The organism is Parabacteroides faecis, from assembly GCF_014647375.1.
Lineage (GTDB): Bacteria > Bacteroidota > Bacteroidia > Bacteroidales > Tannerellaceae > Parabacteroides > Parabacteroides faecis.
This window is the reverse complement of sequence record NZ_BMPB01000008.1, coordinates 176,363-202,335: the sequence shown is the minus strand read 5'-3', so window position 1 is coordinate 202,335 and position 25,973 is coordinate 176,363. Positions and strand designations below refer to the sequence as shown.

Annotated in this window: 18 protein-coding genes and 1 pseudogene; 16 read left to right on the top strand and 3 right to left on the bottom strand. The window is 40.5% G+C overall.

Annotated elements, in window-relative coordinates; all coding sequences use genetic code 11:
* Positions 1–7 precede the first annotated feature (7 nt).
* The 8 genes from IEY67_RS13135 to IEY67_RS13100 are packed head-to-tail and all read left to right on the top strand — an operon-like array spanning position 8 to position 10,532.
* The gene (locus IEY67_RS13135) at positions 8–310 is read left to right on the top strand and encodes a PAAR domain-containing protein (RefSeq protein ID WP_183671635.1); all 303 of its coding nucleotides are present in this window, start codon (positions 8–10) and stop codon (positions 308–310) included.
* 5 nt (positions 311–315) lie between these two features.
* Complete coding sequence (locus IEY67_RS13130) at positions 316–711, top strand: GPW/gp25 family protein (protein WP_183671634.1); 396 nt, start codon at positions 316–318, stop codon at positions 709–711.
* Positions 712–717: 6 nt separating this feature from the next.
* Positions 718–4,110, top strand: a complete 3,393-nt coding sequence (locus IEY67_RS13125) for a baseplate J/gp47 family protein (RefSeq protein WP_183671633.1) — start codon at positions 718–720, stop codon at positions 4,108–4,110.
* A 6-nt stretch (positions 4,111–4,116) separates the two neighbouring features.
* A complete protein-coding gene (locus tag IEY67_RS13120) occupies positions 4,117–4,638 on the top strand; it encodes a hypothetical protein (RefSeq protein ID WP_122373202.1) in 522 nt (173 codons plus the stop codon).
* An 8-nt stretch (positions 4,639–4,646) separates the two neighbouring features.
* Positions 4,647–7,136 (top strand): baseplate wedge protein, encoded by a 2,490-nt coding sequence (locus IEY67_RS13115; protein WP_122373201.1) that lies wholly within the window; start codon positions 4,647–4,649, stop codon positions 7,134–7,136.
* Positions 7,120–8,670 carry a contractile injection system tape measure protein gene (locus IEY67_RS25170; protein ID WP_221267808.1) on the top strand — a complete coding sequence of 517 codons (1,551 nt, stop codon included), beginning with the start codon at positions 7,120–7,122 and terminating at the stop codon, positions 8,668–8,670. The genes IEY67_RS13115 and IEY67_RS25170 overlap by 17 nt, the downstream gene beginning before the upstream one ends.
* The gene (locus tag IEY67_RS13105; RefSeq protein ID WP_229801051.1) at positions 8,661–9,194 is read left to right on the top strand and encodes an eCIS core domain-containing protein; all 534 of its coding nucleotides are present in this window, start codon (positions 8,661–8,663) and stop codon (positions 9,192–9,194) included. The genes IEY67_RS25170 and IEY67_RS13105 overlap by 10 nt, the downstream gene beginning before the upstream one ends.
* 18 nt (positions 9,195–9,212) lie before the next feature.
* Positions 9,213–10,532 (top strand): ATP-binding protein, encoded by a 1,320-nt coding sequence (locus IEY67_RS13100; RefSeq protein WP_122354430.1) that lies wholly within the window; start codon positions 9,213–9,215, stop codon positions 10,530–10,532.
* 88 nt (positions 10,533–10,620) lie between these two features.
* On the opposite strand, the gene IEY67_RS13095 is transcribed toward IEY67_RS13100, so the two are convergent.
* Complete coding sequence (locus IEY67_RS13095) at positions 10,621–11,367, bottom strand: NigD1/NigD2 family lipoprotein (protein WP_122373200.1); 747 nt, start codon at positions 11,365–11,367, stop codon at positions 10,621–10,623.
* Positions 11,368–11,592: 225 nt separating this feature from the next.
* Between IEY67_RS13095 and IEY67_RS13090 the strand changes: the two genes are divergently transcribed.
* The 5 genes and pseudogenes from IEY67_RS13090 to IEY67_RS13070 all read left to right on the top strand — a co-directional run bounded on the left by IEY67_RS13090 (position 11,593) and on the right by IEY67_RS13070 (position 15,080).
* Positions 11,593–11,751, top strand: a complete 159-nt coding sequence (locus tag IEY67_RS13090) for a hypothetical protein (protein WP_183671632.1) — start codon at positions 11,593–11,595, stop codon at positions 11,749–11,751.
* Between the two features lie 547 nt (positions 11,752–12,298).
* Positions 12,299–12,688: a hypothetical protein gene (locus IEY67_RS13085; protein ID WP_122373199.1), complete on the top strand. Its 390-nt coding sequence runs from the start codon at positions 12,299–12,301 to the stop codon at positions 12,686–12,688.
* 111 nt (positions 12,689–12,799) lie between these two features.
* Positions 12,800–13,246, top strand: coding sequence for a LapA family protein (locus IEY67_RS13080; RefSeq protein WP_122354433.1), 447 nt, complete (start codon positions 12,800–12,802; stop codon positions 13,244–13,246).
* Between the two features lie 6 nt (positions 13,247–13,252).
* The gene (locus IEY67_RS13075; protein WP_122354434.1) at positions 13,253–14,467 is read left to right on the top strand and encodes a sodium ion-translocating decarboxylase subunit beta; all 1,215 of its coding nucleotides are present in this window, start codon (positions 13,253–13,255) and stop codon (positions 14,465–14,467) included.
* A 90-nt stretch (positions 14,468–14,557) separates the two neighbouring features.
* Positions 14,558–15,080: pseudogene (locus IEY67_RS13070) on the top strand (SGNH/GDSL hydrolase family protein).
* 92 nt (positions 15,081–15,172) lie between these two features.
* Here the strand turns inward: IEY67_RS13070 and IEY67_RS13065 are convergent.
* Both IEY67_RS13065 and gyrA read right to left on the bottom strand, forming a co-directional pair.
* Positions 15,173–16,393, bottom strand: coding sequence for a tetratricopeptide repeat protein (locus tag IEY67_RS13065; RefSeq protein ID WP_183671631.1), 1,221 nt, complete (start codon positions 16,391–16,393; stop codon positions 15,173–15,175).
* 40 nt (positions 16,394–16,433) lie between these two features.
* Positions 16,434–19,013, bottom strand: a complete 2,580-nt coding sequence (gene gyrA / locus IEY67_RS13060) for a DNA gyrase subunit A (protein ID WP_122373196.1) — start codon at positions 19,011–19,013, stop codon at positions 16,434–16,436.
* Positions 19,014–19,234: 221 nt separating this feature from the next.
* Between gyrA and IEY67_RS13055 the strand changes: the two genes are divergently transcribed.
* From IEY67_RS13055 to IEY67_RS13045, 3 genes are all read left to right on the top strand, one after another.
* Entirely contained in the window at positions 19,235–21,796 is a 2,562-nt protein-coding gene (locus IEY67_RS13055) for an ATP-dependent Clp protease ATP-binding subunit (protein ID WP_122354438.1), read from the top strand.
* Positions 21,797–21,906: 110 nt separating this feature from the next.
* Positions 21,907–23,958, top strand: a complete 2,052-nt coding sequence (gene htpG, locus IEY67_RS13050; RefSeq protein ID WP_122373195.1) for a molecular chaperone HtpG — start codon at positions 21,907–21,909, stop codon at positions 23,956–23,958.
* A 587-nt stretch (positions 23,959–24,545) separates the two neighbouring features.
* On the top strand, positions 24,546–25,916 hold the full coding sequence (locus IEY67_RS13045; RefSeq protein WP_183671630.1) for a PL29 family lyase N-terminal domain-containing protein: 1,371 nt from the start codon (positions 24,546–24,548) through the stop codon (positions 25,914–25,916).
* Positions 25,917–25,973 lie beyond the last annotated feature (57 nt).

Genomic DNA, 25,973 nt, shown 5'->3' with positions numbered 1-25,973 from the left:
TAAAATTATGCCACCGGCTGCAAGAATTACTGATATGCATACATGTCCAATGCAAACACCGGCATTTCCTTCACCTATACCTCATGTGGGAGGTCCGGTAACGGGGCCATGTGTACCAAATGTTTTAATAGGCAAAATGCCAGCCGCCGTCGTGGGGGATATGTGCGTTTGTGTGGGACCACCGGATACAATTATCAAAGGATCTGCTACCGTAATGATCGGTGGAAGACCAGCTGCTCGTATGGGAGATACTACTGCTCATGGAGGACAGATCGTTGTTGGGTGTCCAACAGTTATAATAGGAGGTTAAAAAAGATGGAAGATAAATCTTTTTTAGGAAGGGGCTGGAGTTTTCCTCCAGATTTCCAAAATGATAAAAGAACGACAAGAATGTCGGAGTATGAAGAAGATATCAGGCAGAGTTTGATTATTCTGTTCTCGACCCGGGTTGGAGAACGATTCAACAGAAATTATGGATGTAATCTGGCAGATTTTGTTTTTGAACAGATTACCAGTTCGGTTATAACCCGGATGAAGGATGAAATAGAACGAGCGATCCTGTTATTCGAACCCAGAATATCACTAAAAAAGGTAAACATCGACACATCCCGTGAGCCTGACGGAGTCCTGTTGATCGAACTGGATTACTTGATCAGACAAACCAATACGGATGCAAATTTTGTATATCCGTTTTATTTACAAAATAAGTAAGAAAGAATGGTTTTATATAACGGAAGAGATGGTTTAAGCAGACAGAAACGATCAGACGATGTAAAAGTCGTCTGTCCGTTTCGTATTCTGGAAGATGATTCTTTCAGTTTGCTTACCCGTGCTTTGGAAAATGCCTCCTTTATCCGTTATTTCAACTCGGAAAATACACCTAAAGGATACTGGAAAGCCTTGTATCTGAAACAGTCGATAGTCGTTCTTTCGGAGGTCAGGCAAATAGATACATCTCCCCTGGAACAAGAATTTGTTGAAGGGAATTGGGAATATCGTTCATTATTAGTGGAGAATTTACTTAATAAGATAGATGACTGGCGTAAAAGGTTATTATCGTCTGCCCCTTTTGAAAATAAAATATTGTTGGCAATCGATCTGGAAAACCAGATAACAGTAAATTTGAGTTCTGCTTTTTACTGGCTAAAGGATGTTCTTCCGGAAGAGAATGTTTTAGCTGGTTTAACATTTGATTGGGGGAGAAAAGACGTTGATCATTCTGATATTATTATCACACAGAATGAACTGCTTGACCTATTGTTTTATAAAATATTGGAGTCGCTACGATTTTTGCAGGAAAATGTAAATTTATATACGAAAGATATCGAAAGTAGCGGTCTGGTAGACCCTTCACTTGCTCTCATTCTTTCATTTGCAAGAAATTATAGCGGCATTGCCAGTCGTTTTAATAAGAGATGGGAAGAATTGTCTGGTTTTTATGTAGAAAAAATACTACAAATACGTCCTCGTGCTTTTATTCCTGATAATACCTGGTTGATACTCACACCGAATGAATTATCGGACCGGATATGTATTCCGGCACAAACTGGTTTTATAGCAGGAAAACAAACAGATGATATTCCTTTGATCTACCGAAATGAAAAGGAAAGCTATATCAGCCAAATAGCTCTTCATACTGTATTAGCCTATAGACAAGACAGATTACTTTTAAGAAAGGATCTTTCAAGCTATATAAATCCCGATGATCCTGCTCTTCTTAAACCTCAGAACTTGTTCCTCGATAATGATAAGCAGGCTATAGCGGTATCTATGGGAATGATGATTGAATCGCCCTTATTTCTTTTGTCGGAAGGAGAAAGATTTATCACTCTCTCATTTACGTTGACAAATGAAAGTCGGGAACTGTTCGACTCTACCTATGGAAAACCGAAATATCTGAACGATGCCTTTTGTCTAGAAATCAGTACACAGGAAGGTTGGACACCTATTCCTGAATATGAACTGATCTACCTATCAGATAACGGTTGTCTGAAGTTACATCTTCTGCTATCTGAGGATTTTCCAGCTACAGCAGTTTGCACAGATGCTTACGGAAAGGTTACGAATGCACCGGTATTACGACTGTTAATGAATCCGGATGCGGTCTTTTATCCGTATATTTGGGCTACTCAATGTCATATTTCCCGAATGAATATCCGGGTAGATGTTACCGGGATTTCAACACTGGATATACAGAACCTGGCTGGTCCCGTAAGTGCATCGAGTTCCTTTTATCCGTTCGGACCTATGCCTGAACGTGGAGCATGGATGATCTGGGGTAATGAAGAAATGGCTCAAAAGGACTTGATTTCAACCGAATTAACCTGCGAATGGTTGGAACTTCCGGCATCAAATAATGGCTATTCCGATATTTATAGTACATATACACCTCCTCTCGATAATAGTTCCTTTAAAGTACAAACAGCATTTTCGTCACACAATAAGTGGGTAGTACAAGAAGATGCCGACTTAACCGAATTGTTTTCATATAACTTCCCAAAAGGAAAAGTGAATAAAACAAGTACTTTCAGATGGACTGTAGAGAAAGGAACCTTTTCTGACGGACTTTTCAGACTTATATTGGCGGAACCGGAGATCGGATTCGGATATACTACTTACAGGCAAATGTTCAGTGATATCATGATCCGGAACAGTCATAAAAAAAAGGGTATTGTCATTCCTCCGCCAATGCCGATAGTTCCGCTTATGGATCAGGTTCGCGCGTCTTATACCGCCGAAGAAGAAATTTTATTTCAATCCGGGGCAAAAGGAGCATCCAGTACGCTGTATCATATTCATCCATTGATGGAAGACTGCCTGAAACAAATCGATACAGACGACGAGATCCTGTTGTTTGAAGGAATATCCAATAGTCGCAATCTGTTGTTTGCTATCAGTGGTGCCGTCGGAGAAACATTGATCCGGTTATTCATCAAAATTAAATCGTTAAAATTGTCGCTCAGTACTGTTCAACAACCTGAAGTCAGATGGTTGATCAAACGTAACAGATGGGATTGGGAGAAACTTTCTCCTCTGGCTCTTTTGGAAGATACGACCTCTGCATTCATGCAAACCGGTCAGATCGAGTTACAATTACCTGATCCGGTTTCGGAAGAGTGGTTGGATGAAGACGGACTCTTTTGGCTTTGCGCAGCTTTCAAAGATCCGAAGCCCGGAGCTAATCTAATAAATCCTATTATTTCCGGTTTTTATACAAATGCCGTTCAGGTGACACTGGATACAGAGCAGGAAGGATTCGATGTAGAAAAGTTACCCGGGTCAATACCGCCCGGAACCATTACAAAACCAGAAAAAGATATTATCGGTATCGATATGATCCGTCAGATCGAACGAGCTAAAGGAGGAAGACCGGAAGAAACCCGGGAAGAGATGATTGTTCGTATAGCCAACCGTATCAATCATCGTAACCGTGCTGTTTCTGCCCGGGATTATGAAGAAATGGCATTGGCACATTTTCCCGAAATCGGGAAAGCCTATTGCTGTCCTGGTAAATCATTACATGGCGGTCAACCGGTTGTGGAACTTACGGTTGTCCCCAATAGATATACGCCCGGTACTTATCCGCTGTGTGAAGGCATGCTATTGAAACAGGTGGAAAATTACCTGCAAAGCAAATCCAGTACATTTGTTAAGCTGAATGTGGATAACCCTTTCTACGAGGAGGTAACGGTGCGTTGCTGGATTGTACTTGCCGAAAGAGTGCCAATACCGTTGGGAGTCCTGGAAGACCAGGTGATACAACAAATAAATAACTGTATCGCTCCCTGGCAGGAAGCTACCGGATTGCCAGTTTTTAATTATGCATTTACATTGGATGATATGCATAATACGATAGGAGATAATCCTTATATTCAGTCGGTAGTCAAGCTTGTTGTTCTGCAACGTACCTTTATCGGAATGGAGCTGTATTATCTGAAAGATTATTATTCCGGAAAGACAGAAGGAGATGAGTTTATACAACCTACGATTCCCGGAAATATACTTTTCCCCGGTAAGGAACATTTGATAAGGACCACCGATTCTGATAAATGGGATAATCAGGCAGGTATTGGAGAATTAGAAATAAGTAATACATTTATAATACGCTGAAAAAATATGCCCAAGCAAGATAGAAAAACATTAAAGGAATACTTCAGACGGGGAAAAATGCCGGATGAAGGACAGTTTAATGATCTGATTGACTCAATGCTGAATCTGGTAGACGATGAGTATCCGGAACCTGTTCCGCCATTGCCTCCCATACCTCCTGTCCCTCCTGTTCCGACACCGGAGATCAGAATAGAGGTTCCGGCAAACGGCAAATGGCATACACTGACAAACTGGAGTCCTTCTTGTCGGGCTTATTCACTCACTGCAGGATGCGGAAGCCGTAAGTCTGACCGGTACGCATTGATACACGCAGTAGCTATGCATTGCATGGGAAATCATTTCCGTATTAACTATACACGTTCCTGGTATATGTTCTTTTTGAGTAAACTGAAACTCCGCTGGGCTTCCCGGGGAAATGCCTATGCTTTGCAAATACGTACCCGTAGCAATTATGGGGAAAATGTGAATATCTGCTGTAAGATCACCGAACTATGGGGTGAAGACGATATGACCTGGATCATTAAATAAAGAGAACTATGGAAGAAGTGATCCAATCTTTTAAACCCGAAGAGTCGTTGTACACCCTTCTGCAGGAAGAGTCGCTTGAATATGTACAAGGTATGTCCGGCAAAATATGGACGGACTATAACATACATGATCCTGGTGTGACAATTCTTGATTTGCTGAATTATGTTCTTTGGGATTTGGATTATCAGTTATCTTTCAATCTGGAGGATTACCTGACTCCGGAAAATAAGCATTTTGTTCCGAAAGTAAACGGGCTTTTCAGTCCACTGGAGGTTTTTCCTGTTTCCCCGGTTACACCGGATGATTACCGGAAACTGATTTTCGATTCATTCGACGATATCGAGAACGTAGAAGTTATTCCTTTCGAACCAACGGATGTAAAAACTTGCCGGGGAATGTATGACCTGAAAATTCAAATTTGTTTTTGGTCTGATAATAAGATACGGGAAAAGTATCTGAAACAAAAGATCCAATCATTGTTCCACCAGAACCGGAACCTTTGTGAGTCTCTGCACGAAATTTATTTTGTGAATTGGAATACGCTGACCATAACGGGAACGATAGAGATAGAGGCGGAAGTCGATCCGTCGCTGATACTTTCCCGGATTTATACGGAAGCTGCAGATATGTTTACCGGAGGGATCCGTTACCGTAATCTGCAAAGTTTGTTACAGAACGGAACCTCTCTGGATGAAATACTGGAAGGCCCCAGACTTCACTACCTGACTGTCGATGACGATTCCTTGACTGATTCGATTCAAATTTCCGTTTATTCTCAATTATATAACCGTATCAAAGAAATTGCAGGAGTAAAATCAATCCGTTCTCTTGATTTACCGGAATTAGATGGGGCAGGAATAATGAACAACATCGCTGTCCGATTCCCTAAAAAGAAAGCGGAAGTACTGATCCGTCTGGTATGTGCAGGACAAGAGATCAGTTTCAATTTTGAGAAGGTATCTCGTCAATTGTACCTGTATAAGATGAATCTTTATGGCGACCAACACCGGACAAGCAATCTTGATTTTTATAAGTCACCTGCTGGTTCTTTTCGGGATATTTATACTCTTTACAGCGTACAAAATGAGTTTCCGCATTGTTATGGCATCAATAAGTGGGGAGTTGCTCCAGATAAGAGTGATTTACGAAAAGCACAAGCCCGGCAGTTGAAAGCTTATATGCTTATTTTCGATCTTCTTGTTGCCAAAGGATTAAATGAAGTAGAAAATATACGGCAATGGATGCAGCTTACTTCCGAACTACCGACAGATCGGATACCGGTTCTTAGCAATGATCCGCTTTTGAAGTGGGAAGAATTGACAGATGATATCAAACGGGAGGAAACCGAAAAAGGGAGGTCCCATACCCTGAAATATGAAAAACGGAAGTGGCTGGATGTGATCGACAAGATCTATGGGGAACAAAGTAATCCTACTTTCCTGGATAACTTGAATATCTACGAAGATACGGAGGAAGAAATAACAGCTCGCCGGACAAAATTCTTGTCTTTAGTACCTGAATGGGGATACGGACGTTTTAAAGGCATCAACATTTATGATACGACCAATTCAGGAAGGTCGGGATTAGACCTGTATATTACAACACTGCTCGGGTTTGCCGGAGCAAACGGACACCCGATAGCAAATCTCTTGCCTTGTTACAATTTGAGTATGCTGGGTGATTCCGCCTTTTTCAGTAAACTTGGATGGCTATTGGATTACCGTTTGGTGACACAGAACCGAAAAGATATCCTAGAGGAGAAACGTTTGTGTGACGTGCCTCTAAGAAAACGAGAATGGACTGACGACAAATATGAATGGCTGCGGTTACAGTTCCCTTTGCTTCAGCATGGATTTATTTTTGAATCTTTTCTGCAAAAAGGATTTCAAATAGACAATTATAAGATATTGACGCTCCCGCTGAATGATAGCGGCTCAGTATTTTATTTACTTTTATTCCGTTATGGGATCGGAAAGAACTGGAGTTCACTGGGACGTTTTTCTTCAAAGGAGGAAGCTATACATGCAGCGAATTGCCTCTGTAGTTTTCTTCTGATGTTAAACAGGAGGAGCGAAACGATGTATGTAGTCGAACACTTGCTTTTAGCTCCCATCAATCAGGAAACCGAATTGGAAGAATCAGAAGAAGAGGAGGAAGAATACGATGAAGGAGAAAGTAATGATCAGGCGGTGTTTTCGAAGAAACAGCAGTTACTCTTGGATTTTTCCATGACCATTGTTCTGAATGGGACAACAGCCCGCACTGCTAATCCTTTATTCAGGAAACAAACAGAACAGCTTATTCTTGAAAAGGCTCCGGTCCATCTGGATATAGGTATTTACTGGCTTTCTTTCTGGGATATGACTGTTTTCGAGAAATTATACTATTCATGGCGGGATGCGCTGACATCGTCTATTGCAGGTGAAGTGAACAAAAAATCAGGAGAGCTAGCTGCTTTCCTATTAAAAATAAAGGAAAAATATGATCGCGATAGGTAAGGTAACATTTGATTTTAATATGGAAGATGAATCCTATGCACGTCAGTTATATGGACGATGGGATACTTTTTCCCGTACCTCTTTCGAACAGGTGGTAGATGATGTTTTATCACGGTTCGATTCTTCAGATGAAACGATTGAAATAGAATCGCTTTCATTGGATCTAGGTGTGATCCCTGAAGATGAGTTCGATGATAAGTTTCCCAAAATACTGGCAGAGAAACTAAATGAAACTTTCTCAGACTTTCTTAGGAATCCGGAAAGCCATTCGCAACAAATACGAATTATCCCTGTTTCTAAAAGCCGAATCGAATTATTAGCTTGCTATTTGCAATATGGTTTTTTCCCCTGGTTGGCAAATACGGAAAACCTGAATTTGGAAACGTTACTTTTAGAAGCAATGCAAATGGATAATGATGCCTTAAGGCAGTTGATCCATACGCTGGGAGATAATGTAAAAGTTCGAACACGCCTGATCTGGCAGTTATCGGACAAAATGCTGGAATCGATCGTTGTATTGATAGAACCAAGTGAAAGTGGGTTTATTAACACCTACACGCATGTTCTGGTTGCTTTATACCCCTATACCGGCCATCCGGAGATAAGCCGCCTGAACTTTCGTGATGTAGTCCATAATCTGGTTTTTGCTTATCTGCTTTATCCCAACAGAGGTTATTTCATGCGTAAACAATTCGTCTGGCAGACTATCTATGGGTTAGCCCAACGTTATAATATACAGGTGCTTTCGTTAATAGATATACTTACTAGTCAGGTACAAACATTATCTGAAGGTAAAACATTGTTACCTGGTTTGTTCCTGATACTAAATGAGCTTCGGACGGAAATGAAGTTGGACGGAGGACCACACCTGGATATAAAGAACGGTGACATCAATACGATAAATACTAACAAACAGACAGTTCAGGGTACGGTATCGGATAGCCATAAAGATGATGCTCTGTCAACTTCAACAAATAATCAACTTATTAACAATTTAAAAAACACGGAAATGGAAAATTTTAATGAAAAGACTTTTGAGGTTCAAAATGCAGGTTTGGTTTTAATATCACCTTATTTGCCTATACTTTTTTATCGACTAGGATATTTGGCAGAAGATCGAAGATCATTTGTTAATAAAGAAAAACAGATACGAGCCATATTTTTATTACAATATATGACTTCGGAAAAGCCTGATTACAATGAAGCATCTTTGTTATTGAACAGAGTTCTTGTAAATTATCCCATATCAGAACCACTTCCTCGTAATGTGGAATTAACACAGGCAGAAACTGATATGGCTGATCAAATGTTAACTGCGATTAAGACGAATTGGGATAAAATGAGAAATACATCCGTTAGAGGATTTCAGGATGCATTTCTGAAACGAAAAGGGAAGTTGGAAGAAAGTGAGGATCGCTGGATGCTAAAAGTGGAAGAGCGAGCCTATGATATTTTGCTAGATTCAGTTCCCTGGTCATTTAAGATGTTCAGGTATCCTTTTCAGGAAAAAACAATGCTGGTCGAATGGAGATAAATCCTGAGTTAAGTATGAAAGTAGAAAAAATAGAACACCCTCGGAGCACATCTCATGTGCTTCGGGCTGAAGCTGTACAAAGCGCCCAGATGAAAGATAACCGGGAATCGGTTTTGATACAGGCTAAACTGATGGATGCCATTCAACGTCAGGAAGAAGACGAAGAAGAACTGATCCAGGGGAAATTTGAAAACAAAACAGGAATCCCGGATGATGTAAAACAACGCATGGAAGATTCATTCGGGACTGATTTCTCATCTGTCAGGGTTCATCCGGAATCCTCCAAAGCTCCGGAAGTCGGGGCTTTGGCTTACACACAAGGCACTGATATCCATTTTGCTCCCGGTCAATTTAAACCAGAGACATCAACCGGCCAACAGTTGCTGGGCCATGAACTGACTCATGTTATTCAACAGTCCGAGGGACGGGTACAACCTACTACGGAAATAGGAGGGATGGCCGTCAATGACGATATCTCATTAGAAAATGAAGCTGATCTTTTAGGGGCGAAAGCTAGTATGTAAATCAAAAACCTGTAAAAGATGGAGCAATATATCGAATGGTTCCGCCAGGTACTGGATGTTAGTATCCGGCTTTATTTCCGTCAGGAATGTCCTGTCTCATCGATTTATGAGATCAGATGTCCCGACGGAGGTAAGCTGGAGAAAACACTGGGTATCGACAGCGGACCTCTTTCGTTCGATGAACAAGTGGTTATTATGCTTGCTCTGATTCCTCATTTGTGCCCACAGGCACTTGATATCCTGTTCGTGAACAATAAAAACTTCGATCGCCCTTATACGGAATTCGGAGGGTGGAAAGGTTTGTCTCATGGGGGATTCCTTCCTACCGGCGAAACAGCGGCTTTTATCCTGGCGGGAGAAAACTTCGAAAAGAGAAAAGATGTCTGTAAACTTTTCGATCCTGAACATCGTTTCCGTACTGCCAATATACTCCGGCTGGATGAACAGGGGAAAGGCGAACCGTTCCTGAGTGGCAAACTGGAAGTTTCGGAAGAGGCATTAAGCCGTATATTACAGGAGAAAGATTTTAAACCGGATTATAGTCCGGGATTTCCGGCAAAAAGGATTACAACACAACTGAACTGGGATGATGTGGTTCTCGATTATAATGTAAAGGTAGAGATAGAAGAGATCAACAACTGGATCAGGTGGGAATCGACAATTATGGATGAATGGCAGTTGGGACGTTTTCTGAAGGCAGGTTATCGTTCTCTTTTCTACGGTCCGCCGGGGACAGGTAAAACACTAACGGCTACATTGATCGGTAAACACAACCAGATGGATGTATACCGTATCGATCTCTCCATGATCGTTTCTAAATATATCGGTGAAACAGAGAAAAACCTGGCGTATGTATTCGATCTTGCTGAGAACAGGAACTGGATTCTCTTTTTTGATGAAGCAGATGCCCTTTTCGGTAAACGCACATCGACCAATACCTCCAACGATCGTCATGCTAATCAGGAAGTAGCTTATCTGCTCCAACGCATTGAAGATTTTCCGGGAATTGTGATCCTGGCAACCAATCTGCGTTCAAATATAGATGAAGCCTTCTCGCGTCGTTTTCAGTCGGTTGTTTACTTCCCGATGCCAAGAGAAGAATTACGCATTGAATTATGGAAAAAGATGTTGAGACAGGAATGGTTAGAGGAGAAATTCGATAAAACAGATGCGTTGATCAGGCAATGTGCGGGATATGAGCTATCGGGAGGTTCCATCTCCAACGTAATACGTCGTTGTGCCTTACGTCTGTTGGCAGAAAACAGAACCAAATTGACTAAACCTATATTAATAGAATCCATACAGAAGGAACTATATAAAGAAGGACGCATTCTTTAAATATACAAAAAGGCAGTGCTGAAAATCTCAACACTGCCTCATTCTTCTGGCAGATCAACTCCGCCACCTCATAATAAATAGATCCGTTTTATTTCAGATTTAATACACTTCTTTCTTCGCCTATTCCTGATTTATTGGCTGGTGTCGACTTGCGTGTGCAATAATCAAATTCTGCCGATTTATCTCCGCTGAACGATTTCCATTTCAATTTCAGTTTAACGGTTTTGCCTTGTGTATCAGGCAGGCCATCCAATTTGAATGCAACCAATCCGTCGCCTTCTGCTCCATATATATCTCCGTAAGCATTGTGGCGGAATTCCACTTCATAAGGATTAGCAGGGTCCTGGCTTACTAATAAGTTTACGAAATGTGCTTTGCTGCGATCTCCCCATAATGTTCTGAAACGAAGTGTCAGATAACCATCTTCGGCAATTGTCACCCAGTCTTTAACCATTTCGACAGGGTCGCTGCCATATACGGAATCGTTATCAACTCCCAGATCCGGAGCTATTTGCTTTGTCAGAATACTGTCGATCCAGTTAATATGAACAGCTTTACTGTATCCTTCGCTAGGCTCGTTTACTTCACTGAAATTAACCAGTGCTCTAACTTCTTTATCTCCAAAAGGAGAGGAGGTGATGTTTGCTGGCAACAAGGTAGTAGAATCATCCAATTGCAGGAAAAATGAATTGTCACTAACCGGCTTCACCGTCACAAGTGCGTTCGGGATCAAATACCCATAATGATAATCATCATTATCATCCAAACATGACTGAAAAGTCAAAGAAGTAAACAGAACACTTGTGGCCATTAAAAATAATTTCAACGTCTTCATAGCTTAATATCACTAAATTATTAATTGTTTATATCAGAGAAGATGAACAAGTGCTTGAAAATGCTGCAAAGCAGGTTGATAAAATATATTAATAAATATCTCGAACGTATGCTGAACGACGGAAATAAAGAAGAAAATAAATAATCAAAAAAAAATCGGGAAGATGATAGGGGTATTTTCTTTTTTTCTGTCTTAGGTATGAAGTTGAATTTAAAAAGGAAAAAAATGGAAACAGCAGAAAGAGAAAATCAAGCGCCCATGTTGTGGTACTGGAGTGTTCCTGAAAATGGTATGGATATGGAAGATTGCGAAAAGATAGCTAAGGAAAATCTGGCTAATCGACAGAGCAACAGATATAAGGAGATGTATATCGCGTTTATTTAGGCGACCAGATACAACGTAAAAAGGCATGTAGCGTATCAAATAAGATACATACATGCCTTTTTTAGTATTTATTAGTACATAGTCGCAAAACATATATAATTGACGTCTTGTTATAATATCGAATAAAATATAGTTCTCATATGAGAATAGTTTTTTATACTGACTGAAAACAAGCAGAAAAAAATAACAAAAATTATTCCATACTCAGAACTAAATAAACCTTATCATTGTTATAATGATACACAGAGCTTAAAAGTAAGATTCTGTAATAATTATGTTAGTAGTATTTGTTTTTTCATATAAGTAGAGTTTGTTATTTGTTTGGTCCGTATGTAACTGTGAAGTTATATACGGATTTTTTATTGGTTCTACTTTGATTTGTCTTTTTATTACTATTTTTTTATAATCACCATTATGTTTAATAGAGGTTGTGGAACTCTCTAACTCTTGCCTATTTATCTGGATTTAACAGGCTCAATAATTTTTTTCAACATTTATTATCTAAAGAATGTTTTATATGAAATAAGTGTTTTATCTTCGCACCGCGATGAAAAAAATATTGCTGATATTATTATTCCTGTTTCTGCTGTTACTGAATATGCAGGTCAAAATTGAAGATGAAAAAGTTTTGTCTCCGGATGAAACTACTTTTATCTGCAACAAGAAACTGCCGCTACAGGACGAACTGAAGAATTTTGATTTGAATCAGTACCATAATACAGCTTATTGTCCTACCAGTCGTATTCAGGTTTTATCTACCAGATGTGAACGTCCGTTCAAAGTAACTACAAAATTTCTGGAATTCTTTTTATTGAAAGAGCAAAATACGCTGAATAGAGTTTTCGAATCTTATTTAACAACACAATCTATAAAATTTTCCACTCTTCGTATGCGATCTGCCCATTGGGTCTACGTATTACGGAAAATTATTATTTAGTTTACTATTTCTTGTTTTTTTTATTTTATTTGTCTGTACTGGATTACTGTCAGACAAAGGTTAACTATGCACTTTAAAGTGTATTATATCAGGATTTTAAATTAAATAATTATGTTAAGTCTATTACTTTCTACCCTGGAAATGATGGCCCTGACCTTCATCATAGGTTTTATTGTAGCCGGTGTGATCAAGATTATTGCAGCCTGGGCTGACTCTTTGGAGTTTCATCATTCTAACAGTGATGAAATGGTACAATTCAGTAAGCTGAATAAATTACGTGCCAAAATCGGTGATATCTTAGGATTGGATGTGGTGAATGAAAATGAAGAAGATCCGGTGGATGATGAACGTGAAGAGTTCCGCCGTGGTGTAAACAGTGACCTTCTCCATATAAAACCTTCCGGATATTATCATGGTGTTAGTCATGGTGCTTCTCATTTGGACCTGATGGATTATTATTATCCGCAGGATACTCGTATTATGTATCTGAAGAAAAAGGAACAGATGATAAGAAAAAACAATACAAACAATAAGGAAAATCCTTCTACCGAAAAATAATAAGATATGGAAAATGTTGATTTTTTAAGCTTGTTTCAAGGATTTGGAACAATGGTTGCCGGTGGATGGATACTGGCTATAGCACGTGTTTTTTTGATTTCCCTTGGTGCCCTGCTTGTTTATCTGGGCTGGAAAGGTGTTCTGGAACCAATGGTAATGATTCCTATGGGTTTAGGGATGGTTGCAATCAATTGTGGTACACTGATCATGCCGGAAGGTGGTCTGGGAAATCTTTTTCTGGATCCGATGCTATCTGATACGGATCAATTAATGAATACTATGCAGATTGATTTTCTTCAACCTGTTTATACACTGACGTTCAGTAACGGTTTGATCGCCTGCTTTGTGTTTATGGGGATCGGTACTCTACTGGATGTAGGTTTTCTACTTCAAAAACCGTTTGCTAGTCTTTTCCTTGCACTTTGTGCCGAACTGGGAACTTTTCTGACTGTTCCCATTGCAAGTGCATTCGGTTTATCTTTAAAAGAAAGTGCTTCTGTCGCTATGGTCGGTGGTGCTGACGGTCCGATGGTGTTATTTACCTCATTGATCCTGGCAAAACATTTGTTTGTACCAATCACGGTAGTTGCCTACTTATATTTGGGACTTACCTACGGAGGTTATCCGTATCTGGTAAAACTATTGATTCCACAACGTTTGCGTGCAATTAAAATGACGACTACGAAACCTCCCAAGAACTATGATGCAAAGGTTAAGCTGGCTTTTTCAGTTATTTTATGTGCTGTCCTGTGCTTTTTGTTCCCGGTGGCCTCTCCCCTTTTCTTCTCCTTATTCCTGGGTGTTGCCGTACGTGAATCGGGTATGAAACATATTTATGACTTTGTTAGCGGACCTTTATTGTATGGTTCGACATTCATGTTGGGGTTGTTGTTAGGTGTATTATGCGACGCGAAGTTATTGCTCGATCCTAAAATTCTGAAATTACTGGTGTTAGGTGTCACAGCATTACTTCTTTCCGGTATCGGAGGTATAATCGGAGGATATATAATGTATTTCATTAAACGTGGTAACTATAATCCGGTGATCGGTATTGCTGCAGTAAGTTGTGTTCCTACAACGGCTAAAGTGGCACAAAAGCTGGTCAGTAAAGAAAATCCGGATTCGTTTATCCTGGGTGACGCCTTGGGAGCGAATATTTCAGGTGTTATTACATCTGCGATTATTACAGGTATTTATATAACAATTATTCCTTACTTGTAATTCATCAGTAGAATTAGAGATAAAAAATAGCCGTTCCGTAAATGGGACGGCTATTTTTATAACTTTGTACGGCGTAAAAACATTCTTGTTATGAACAAATATCTAATACATTTTCTGATACTTTTTCTGAGTCTCTCTTCAGGCATTTTGCCCAAAAGAAAATATCTATTCTTGGTGATTCCTATTCTACCTTTTATGGGTATGTTATCCCTGCCGGTAATGCGTGTTGGTATGGTGTTCGTTTGTAACCCGTATGGACAGTTTAGGTAATCCTGATATCATTTTTATCTTTGGTGGTACCAATGATAGTTGGGCTGGCTCCCCTATCGGCCATTTTCAATATGAAAACTGGACAAAAGCCGATCTTTATAATTTCCGTCCGGCTTTCTGTTATTTATTGGACCATATTACCCGATCTTATCCGAATGCCCGGGTTTATAATCTGATGAATACAGAGCTTTCTGAAGATATTACAAACAGTATAAATGAGATATGCTCTCATTATGGAATAACCAATATCCGTCTTCGCGATATCGATAAACAATGGGGACATCCTTCTGTAAAAGGAATGAAAAGTATCAGTGAACAGGTTTGGACTGTCGTTTCACAATAAGTATACAGAGAAATAAATACCGGAGAGACATATAGACAAAAAAATAGCCATCTCAATCGAGACGGCTATTTTTGTATGTAATGAGATGATTATTATTTGTTCATTTCTGCTTCGATAGCTTCCAGTTCCGGACCCATGTTCAGATTATAATAGATACCTCTTAACGCAACCATATATTCTGATTCAGTCGGTTTCATTTCGTGAGCTTTCTGGAAATAAGGAAGAGCCTGTTTGAAAAGATCTTTAGCAACAGCTAATTCTTCCTGATATTTCTTGCTATCATTGATCATGTTAGCTTCACCTTGTTTGTTCACACCCTGGTTGTAGTAGATACGTCCCAGACCTGACATTGAATCGATGTTTTCCGGATTAAGTTCCAATGCTTTCTTGAATGCTGCTTCTGCTTTTGCATAATCCTTGAAACCTGTTTCATAAACGATACCCTGAACATGATAAAGTTGTGAGTTGTTCGGATCTTTAGCGATAGCTGTTGACAGGTTTTCGATAGCCTTTTCATTCTGACCTGAACGAATATAAGTATCGATCAAGCTCATCAGATAGAAATCTTCATTCGGGAATTTTGACAAACCTTCTTCCAGAGTATTTAAGTAGCTTACAGAATCTCCAGCCTGCTGAAATTCGTAAGCCAGATACTGATAAACATCATTCTGTCTGAAATCTGTGTCTTTAGCACGAGTCAAAGCCTTGATAGCTGTAGGAGAATCACCTAGCTGAGTAGCAGCAACAGCAGCATAGAACTGAACTGTCATGAAAGTAGAGTCTTTTTCTGCAGTCTGAGTTCCTTCAAACATCGGCAATTCAGAGATTTCCAGATATTGATTGAAGAAATCATAAGCTTTCTTGTAATCTTTCTGGTCGAAATAGTAAGCACCACCGTTGAAATAATATACATGGTCAGCACTCAGAATGCTCTTGATGTCTTTTGTATATTTAGGTTTGATCTTACCTTTTTCGTTAGGCAGTTGATCCAGTTCGTAAGCCTTCTTGAAATAAGGAAGGATAGCGATCAATGCATCATACATAACCGGTTCGTTCGGTTGTTGTCCCAGGATCTGTTTTGTTCTTTCAGAACTAAACTGCTGATCTTCGATAAAACCTGCTACATACCATGCCTGAGCATCGTCTTTTGTTTCAGGATTTTCCAAAGCTCCCTTGATCAAGGTTCTAGCTTCTGTAAAATCAGGAGTTGCCCCTTTTGCTATACCTTGCGCCTCCTTAACGGCTTTCTTCTGAGCGAAAGAGGCTGATGATGCTGCAACACATAATGCAACTGTTAACAATAATCGTTTCATTGTGATAGTAATTTGAGATTAATATTTCTATTTGTTTAAATTATTCATTTGTTGTCTCTTCAGTATCATTTGCGATATCTTCAGATCCTCCAAACCCGGTTAATTCTTCATTATTTTCATTCTGAGCATCCAGTTCAGCGTTTTCTTCATCCACCTCCTGCTCTTCCGGTTCGGACAGTACCTTACATACCGAGGCTATCTCATCGTTACGTTTACCCAAGTTGATCAGGCGTACACCTTGTGTTGCACGTCCGATAACGTTCAAGTCGGTCACTTTCATACGAATAGCGATACCAGACTTGTTGATGATCATGATATCATTTTCTACTGTAACATTTTTGATGGCAACAAGTTTACCTGTTTTTTCTGTAATGTTGAGTGTCTTAACACCTTTACCGCCACGGTTTGTCATACGGTAATCTTCCACAACCGAACGTTTTCCGTAACCCTGTTCGGAAACGACCAGTACGGTATCGGCTTCCTTGTCCTTGATACATACCATTCCGACTACTTCATCGGAAGGATCGTCATCGAGTGTCATACCTCTTACCCCGGATGCTGTACGTCCCATAACACGAACGGCGCTTTCATGGAAACGGATAGCACGTCCGTTACGGTTTGCGATCAGCACTTCGTTATTGCCATTTGTCATACAAACTTCGATCAGACCGTCGTCTTCACGCAATGTGATGGCATTTACGCCATTCTGACGCGGCCGTGAATATGCTTCAAGCAATGTTTTCTTGATGACACCTTTCTTGGTACAGAACAACAGATAATGTGAATTGATAAATTCGGTATCGGTTGTCAGTTTCTTTACACGGATGAATGCGTTTACTTTATCATCCGGTTCGATATTCAATAAATTCTGGATTGCTCTACCCTTTGCGTTCTTGGCGCCTTCCGGGATTTCATAAACTTTCAGCCAGTAGCACTTACCTTTTGCCGTAAAGATCAGCAAGGTTGCATGCATAGAAGCCGGATAGATATATTCAACGAAGTCTTCGTCACGTGTTACCGATCCTTTCGCTCCTACTCCGCCACGTCCCTGGGCACGGAATTCACTCAGCGGTGTACGCTTGATATATCCCATGTGAGAAATGGTGATGATCATTTCGTCATCAGCGTAGAAATCTTCAGGATTCAGTTCTTCCGAAGCATATACGATATCTGTTTTACGTTCATCGCCGAATTTTTCTTTTACCTCTTCCAGTTCTCCCTTGATAACGTCCATACGAACATCTTCATTTTCAAGAATTTCTTTCAAACGGGCGATTAACTTTTCAATTTCTTCGTATTCTGCACGAAGTTTATCCTGTTCCAGTCCGGTCAACTGGCGAAGTCTCATTTCAACGATGGCACGTGACTGAACATCAGACAGTGAGAAACGCTCCATCAAACGTTCGATAGCCTCATTCGGACTTTTGGATGATTTGATGATAGCGATTACTTCATCGATATTGTCAGAAGCAATGATCAAACCTTCCAGGATATGTGCTCTTTCTTCTGCTTTCTTCAGTTCGAAGCGAGTACGACGGATAACAACTTCATGGCGGTGTTCGATAAAAGCCTTGATCATATCCTTCAGGTTCAACTGTCTCGGACGACCGTTGACCAGGGCGATATTGTTTACACTGAAAGAAGATTGCAGTGCGGTCAGCTTATACAATTTATTCAGTACGACACCTGAGTTGGCATCACGTTTCACATCGACAACGATGCGCATACCATTACGGTCGGACTCATCGTTTACGTTGGAAATACCTTCAATACGTTTGTCATTTACCAGATCAGCTATATACTTGATCAATTCTGCCTTATTAACAAGGTAAGGAATTTCGGTAATAACAATCTTTTCGTGATTGTTTTCAACTTCAATCTCTGCTTTACCACGAAGGATAATACGTCCTCTACCGGTCTCGAAAGCCTCTTTTACACCGGCATATCCGTAGATCGTTGCACCGGTCGGGAAGTCAGGAGCCTTGATATATTGCATCAGTCCTTCTATGTCGATGTCTCCGCGAGCGTCGATATAGGCAATACATCCGTTGAGCACTTCGGTCAAATTGTGTGTCGGCATATTTGTAGCCATACCAACAGCAATACCCGAACCTCCATTTACCAGCAGGTTAGGAATACGAGTCGGCAACACAGTCGGTTCTTTCAGCGTATCGTCAAAGTTCAACTGAAAATCTACTGTATCCTTATCGATATCCCGGAGCATTTCCTCGGCAAGTTTACTTAATCTTGCCTCTGTGTAACGCATAGCGGCAGGACTGTCACCGTCCACAGAACCGAAGTTACCTTGTCCATCGACCAATGTATAACGCATAGACCATGTCTGTGCCATACGAACCATTGCGAAATAGACGGACGAGTCACCATGTGGATGATATTTACCTAAAACTTCACCAACAATTCTCGCAGATTTTTTATAAGGTTTGTCGGATGTATTTCCCAATTCATTCATTCCAAACAAAATACGACGATGAACCGGTTTAAAACCATCCCTAACATCCGGAAGGGCACGTGAAACGATAACAGACATTGAATAGTCAATGTATGCCGATTTCATTTCCTCCTCGATGTTAATCTTAATAATTCTGTCTTGATCAACCATTTAGTTTTATATTAATTACACTCAATATCTCATCTTTTAAAAAGTGCACTAAGGTAACGCTTTTCCCCTTATCACGAAAGTTTTTGCACTGAAATTTTATTATTCAGAAATATTGGGGGTTTCTTAAGGAATAATGGCATGAAATTTGTTAGATATATATGGAGAGTTTATTAATTTTGCATTCACAGTACATTATTATAATAGATAAGGATTCATATAATATGAAAAATAATTATTCGAAAAGGCTTATTGACGTTATAGAATATAGCCGCGAAGAGGCCGCCAGGCTTCAGAACAGCTATATCGGGCCGGAACACTTAATGCTTGGTATCATCCGCGACGGTGAAGGCAAAGCCATGCAATTGCTGCATGATTTGCATGCCGACGTATCAGATATAAAGAAAAGGATTGAGCAGGAAATCAAAAATACATTTGAAACCGAAGAGTCCGAACTACACGATATAGCTATCAGTAAGACAACAGAGCGTGTGTTACGAATGAGTATGTTAGAATCACGTTTGTTTAAAACAGACGAGACAGGGACGGAACATCTGTTGCTGGCTATTTTGAAGGAAGAGTTCAATGTAGCCGCAAAAGCATTGGGTGAAGCCGGGATAAATTACCGTAACGTATATAACAGTCTGATAGGCGAAACAAGTATGGACCGTATGGAAGAACTGGAAGAGATCGATGAGATCAGCGACGGTTATACAGATGACGAGGACGATGACGACGAGGATTTCTCTTCCCGTAAAGAAGCTCCCCGCTCCTCTTCCGGAGCCGGTGCTGCACAGCCGAAATCGCCGAACGATACACCTGTACTGGATAACTTTGGTACGGATATGACACGTGCCGCAGCCGAGAATCGTCTCGATCCTATCGTCGGCCGTGAAAAAGAAATTGAACGTCTGGCACAGATATTGAGCCGCCGTAAGAAGAACAATCCGGTGCTGATCGGTGAACCGGGGGTTGGTAAATCTGCTATCGTAGAAGGACTTGCTCTGCGTATCATCCAGCGTAAGGTATCTCGGGTGTTGTTCGACAAGCGTGTGATCAGCCTGGATATGGCCTCTATCGTAGCCGGAACAAAATACCGCGGACAGTTCGAAGAACGTATCAAAGCGATACTGAACGAACTTTCAAAGAACCCGAATATCATCCTGTTTATCGATGAGATCCATACGATCGTAGGTGCAGGGTCGGCTTCCGGCTCTATGGACGCTGCCAATATGCTGAAACCGGCTTTGGCACGTGGTGAAATCCAATGTATCGGTGCAACGACTTTGGATGAGTATCGTAAGAACATCGAGAAAGACGGTGCTTTGGAACGTCGTTTCCAAAAGGTGATTGTCGATCCGACTACTGCCGAAGAAACATTGCAGATATTGAAAAATATCAAACCTCGTTACGAAGAACATCACAATGTGATTTATACCGACGAAGCACTGGAAGCTTGCGTTAAGCTGACAGAACGGTATATCAGTGACCGTAATTTCCCGGATAAGGCGATCGATGCCCTGGACGAGGCCGGTTCCCGCGTACATATATCTAATATTACAGTTCCGAAAAGTATCGAAGAACTGGAAGCGAAGATAGAAGATACGAAAACCGAAAAACTGGCAGCCGTGAAGTCGCAAAACTTCGAACTGGCAGCAAGTTTCCGTGATAAAGAACGTCAGTACTTGTTGCAGTTGGAGGCCGCAAAATCCAAATGGGAACAGGAATTGCAGGAGCACCGCGAAACGGTGGATGAAGACAAAGTTGCCGAAGTTGTAGCCATGATGTCAGGCGTTCCCGTTCAGCGTATTGCTAAAGCAGAGAACCTGAAACTGCTGGAAATGGCAGAGAACCTGAAAAAGCAGGTAGTCGGTCAGGATGATGCTGTCCAGAAGATCGTAAAAGCGATCCAGCGTAACCGTGTCGGTCTGAAAGATCCGAACAAGCCGATCGGAACCTTTATGTTTTTAGGTCCGACAGGTGTGGGTAAAACTCACCTGGCTAAGAAGTTGGCAGAATACCTGTTTGACTCGGCAGATGCTTTGGTTCGTATCGACATGAGTGAATATCTTGAAAAGTTCGCGGTTTCCCGCCTGATCGGTGCACCTCCGGGATACGTAGGTTATGAAGAAGGTGGTCAGTTAACAGAAAAAGTTCGCCGTAAACCTTACTCTGTCGTATTGCTGGATGAGATCGAAAAAGCGCATCCCGATGTATTCAACCTGTTGTTGCAGGTGCTCGACGAAGGTCGCTTGACTGACAGTCTTGGCAGACGGATTGATTTTAAGAACACGATCCTGATTATGACTTCCAACATCGGAACACGCCAGTTGAAAGACTTCGGCCGTGGTGTCGGATTCAGTTCGCAGGCAGCCGGTGAACCGGATAAGGATTTCTCACGCAGCGTAATTCAGAAAGCGTTGAATAAGGCGTTCGCTCCGGAATTTCTGAACCGTGTCGACGACATTATCATGTTCGACCAGCTTGATAAAGATGCGATCCACAAGATCATCGATATTGAGTTACAGGGTCTTTACAAACGTGTTTGTGGTCTGGGGTACGAATTGGTGCTTACCGACGAGGCGAAAGACTTCATCGCAACGAAAGGCTACGACGTACAGTTTGGTGCCCGTCCGCTGAAACGCGCCATCCAGAAATATCTGGAAGACGAAATGGCTGAGCTGATCATCCGTGCTTCTGTTGGCGAAGGCGACAAGATCGTTGTAGACTTCAACAAGGAGGAACAGAAAATAGTAACATCCGTAGAAAAGAAGGAACAGGAATAAGTCGTTTCTTCCGGTAATAAAGTCAAAATGTCAGATAGAACCTATCTGGCATTTTTTTTGTTTATATCGTAACGTCAAACGAATTAGTGTAACATAAAAATATAAAGAAAATGGCTAAACAAGGAAACATTGGTGTTACAAGCGAGAACATCTTCCCTATCATTAAGAAGTTTTTGTATAGTGATCACGAAATCTTTCTTCGTGAATTAGTGTCAAATGCTGTCGATGCGACTCAGAAATTAAAAACGCTGGCATCTGTCGGAGAATTTAAAGGTGAGTTAGGAGATTTAACGGTCCATGTAAGTTTCGACGACAAGATTATCAAGATCTCCGATCGTGGTATCGGTATGACGGCCGAAGAAATCGACAAATATATTAACCAGATTGCCTTCTCCGGTGCTGAAGAGTTCGTAGAAAAATACAAGAACGACGCGGCAGCTATCATCGGACATTTCGGTCTTGGTTTCTATTCTTCTTTCATGGTTTCGAAGAAAGTAGAGATCGTTACCAAATCTTACAAGGAAGGTGCCGTTCCTATGAAATGGAGTTGCGACGGTACACCTGAATATACACTGGAAGAAACACAGAAAGAGGATCGCGGTACAGATATCATCCTGTATATCGACGATGAAAACAAAGACTTCCTGAATAAAGACAAGATCAGCGGCTTGCTGACGAAATACTGCCGTTTCCTTCCGGTACCTATTGCCTTCGGTAAAAAGCAGGAATGGAAAGACGGCAAATATGTCGATACCGACGAAGATAATATCATTAATGAGATCACACCGGCATGGGTTCGCAAACCGACCGATATGACCGATGAAGATTATAAGAAATTCTATCGTGACCTATATCCTATGTCGGAAGAACCTTTGTTCTGGATTCATCTGAATGTGGATTATCCGTTCAACCTGACAGGTATTCTGTATTTCCCGCGTATCAAGAGCAATCTCGACCTGCATCGTAATAAGATTCAGCTTTACAGCAACCAGGTATTCGTTACAGACTCTGTGGAAGGCATTGTTCCTGAATTCCTGACATTATTGCATGGCGTACTCGACTCTCCGGATATTCCTTTGAATGTTTCCCGTTCTTATCTGCAGAGCGACCAGAATGTGAAGAAGATTTCCAACCATATCACCAAGAAAGTGGCCGACCGTCTGGAAGAAATATTCAAGAACGACCGTCCTCAGTTTGAAGAGAAATGGGATAGCCTGAAGTTATTTATCCAGTATGGTATGTTAAGCGATGAAAAGTTCTACGATCGCGGCGCTAAGTTTGCTCTTCTGAAAGATGTCGACGGCAAATACTATACATTTGAAGAATACAAAGCATTGGTTGAAACCAACCAGACAGATAAAGACGGCAACCTGATTTATCTGTATACAACGAATGCCAACGACCAGTACAGCTACATCCAGGCTGCTAAAGATAAAGCCTACAGTGTATTGATCATGGACGGCCAGCTGGATGTACATGTTATCAGCCAGTTGGAACAGAAGTTCGATAAGACTCGTTTCGTCCGTGTAGACAGCGATACGATCGATAACCTGATCCGTAAGGAAAATGTAGGCCAGGTAACATTGGATGAAGATCAGAAGAATGCCCTGCAGGAAATGTTTAAGAGCCAGTTGCCGAAGATCGAAAAGACGGACTTTATCGTTACTTTCGAAGCATTGGGTGAAAACTCAAATCCTGTAATGCTTACACAGAGCGAATATATGCGCCGTATGCGTGAAATGTCTGCTATGCAACCGGGTATGTCATTCTATGGCGAAATACCTGACAACTACAACCTGGTATTGAATACGGATCATGAACTGGTTAAGAAAGTGCTTTCTGAAGAAGAACAGAACTGCGAAGAGAAGTTGAAACCGATCCTGGCAGACCTGAAAGGTTGGAAAGCTCGTCAATCCGATCTTCGTGACGCTCAGAGTAAGAAGAAGGAAGAAGAGATCACTTCCGAAGAAAAAGAAGACATGACAAATACGAACCATAAGATCGATGAGCTGACATCACAGCGTGATGCTATCCTGGCAGAATATGCAGGCAGCAACAAGTTGGTCAGCCAGTTGATCGACCTGGCTTTGCTTGCCAATGGTATGCTGAAAGGCGAAGCGTTAAGCCAGTTTATCAAACGTAGTGTTCAGATGATCGGATAAATTGTCCTGTCTCTCCGGAAGTTTTTATAACTCACGTTTCAGGTTTCAGTCGTCTTAATATATTATATGTGAGTAGATTATACTGAAACGTTATAAAAAAGGAAAAAGCCTTGCAGTTTTTTCAAAAAACGACAAGGCTTTTTTTGTTATATACTTAAGGCTTTTCTGAAATAACTCCTGTCCTATTTTTTTCCGTTCACTTCCTGTTTTTTATGGATGCCTACCCATTTTAAAGAAGTAGTTATCCACTTGTCAAGACATAGTGACCCATCGAAAAAAAACATATATGTTTCGTCAACAAAGCATATATGTTTTGAAGTCAAAAGTCCCTTATTTTATATTTAAAAGAGCTGACTTTTTAAATTCTTTTTCACCAGTCAGTCGGATCGTTTGAAAAACAATTGATCGAGGTGGCTGAAACCTGAAACGTCTCATTGTGTGTGAAAAAATAAGAGAATACTATTTCGTAAGAAAAGAAAAACTTTATGTTATTTATTTTATCTTTGATTGTTCCAATTGTAGATCAATAGTCTTACGAGACTGTTTTTTATATTGTGATGACATGATTATTACAGTAAAGATTATATATGAAAAAGAACTTTATTTTATTTACGAGTATTTTTTTGCTTTCAGCCACTAGCTGCCAAAAGGATCTAAGAGATGATGTGGATGATTTATTAGAAAGAGTTTCCAAATTAGAAAAAATCTGTGAGCAGGCTAATGCCGACATTGTTGATTTAAAGCAAATTGTTTCGTTATTGGAAGCTAACGATTACATTACCAGTGTAAATGAACTGGCTGACAAAAGTGGATATGCCATTAATTTCCTTAAAGGAAACACCATTGTGGTAAAACATGGTACGAATGGTGATTATCCCGTAATTGGTGTAGATGAGTTAAATGGCATTTTCTATTGGACACAAAAGGTTGGGGATAATTCTGCTTCCTGGGTTTTAGATTCGAATGGCAATAAAGTACAGGCAACTGGGGGAAACGGTAAGACTCCTGTTATCGGCGTAAACTCCAGTGGAAACTGGACTGTAGATTATGGAGAAGGTTCTAAAGAACTTTTAGTTAATGGTAAACCTGTTTCTGCTAAGGGTAAAGACGGACAAAACGGGAAAGATGGAGTAAATGGTACCGACGGAAAAGACGGAGCGAATGGAACCAACGGTAAAGATGGCGTTGATGGCTACTCTCCATTTAAAAGCGTAACGGACAAAGGAGACTATATCGAATTAAAACTAACGACAGGTACTATATTAAAGTTGCCCAAAGAAAATTCTAAAGCAATGAAAATTCTCTTTGATGTAAATGAAAATGGTTTGATTGCAGAAAGAATGTGGGCTGATGAGACAAAAGAGATTACGTATAAGGTAGAAAATCCGGATTCACAAACAACAGTTGATTTTGAAGCAACTAACGGATGGAGAGTTAAGCATAATCGTAATAACAATTCTATTACTTTAATACCTTTAGAAGCCTGGAACGAAGAAGGGCGCATAATTGTCTCTCTTCTAAAGGACAATAAACTGATATCGCAATTTAGGTATTCGGTAAAAACAATGCTATTTTGGGATAAAAGCTCTATCAATACAATGCCACAAGTGTTAGAGGCTATAGGTGGTAAGGTTCCTGTGACTATCCAAAATATCATATTTCCTCCCCAGTGGTTCTATAAAAATGCTGTTATAAAAATAACTCCGGTTCTTCGTTATTCCGGTGGTGAAGCAAAAGGACTACTTTACACATTCAAAGGAGAGGATGTAGAGGATATAGAAGAAGGGGATGTAATTACATATGAAACAGGTGCTAATGAAGCAATAAGATCTTCTTTTGATTACATACCTGAAATGAATAAATCCGAACTGTATCTGACTTTCGATGTGGAAATAGATGGCAGAGCAGTCAAAATAGATGACATGAAGGTTGCCGATGGGGTGATCGCTACTAACTAAATATGTCTTTACTCTATCTTTTATTTATGGGGCACTGTCCATTGTTTTGTATAGTGC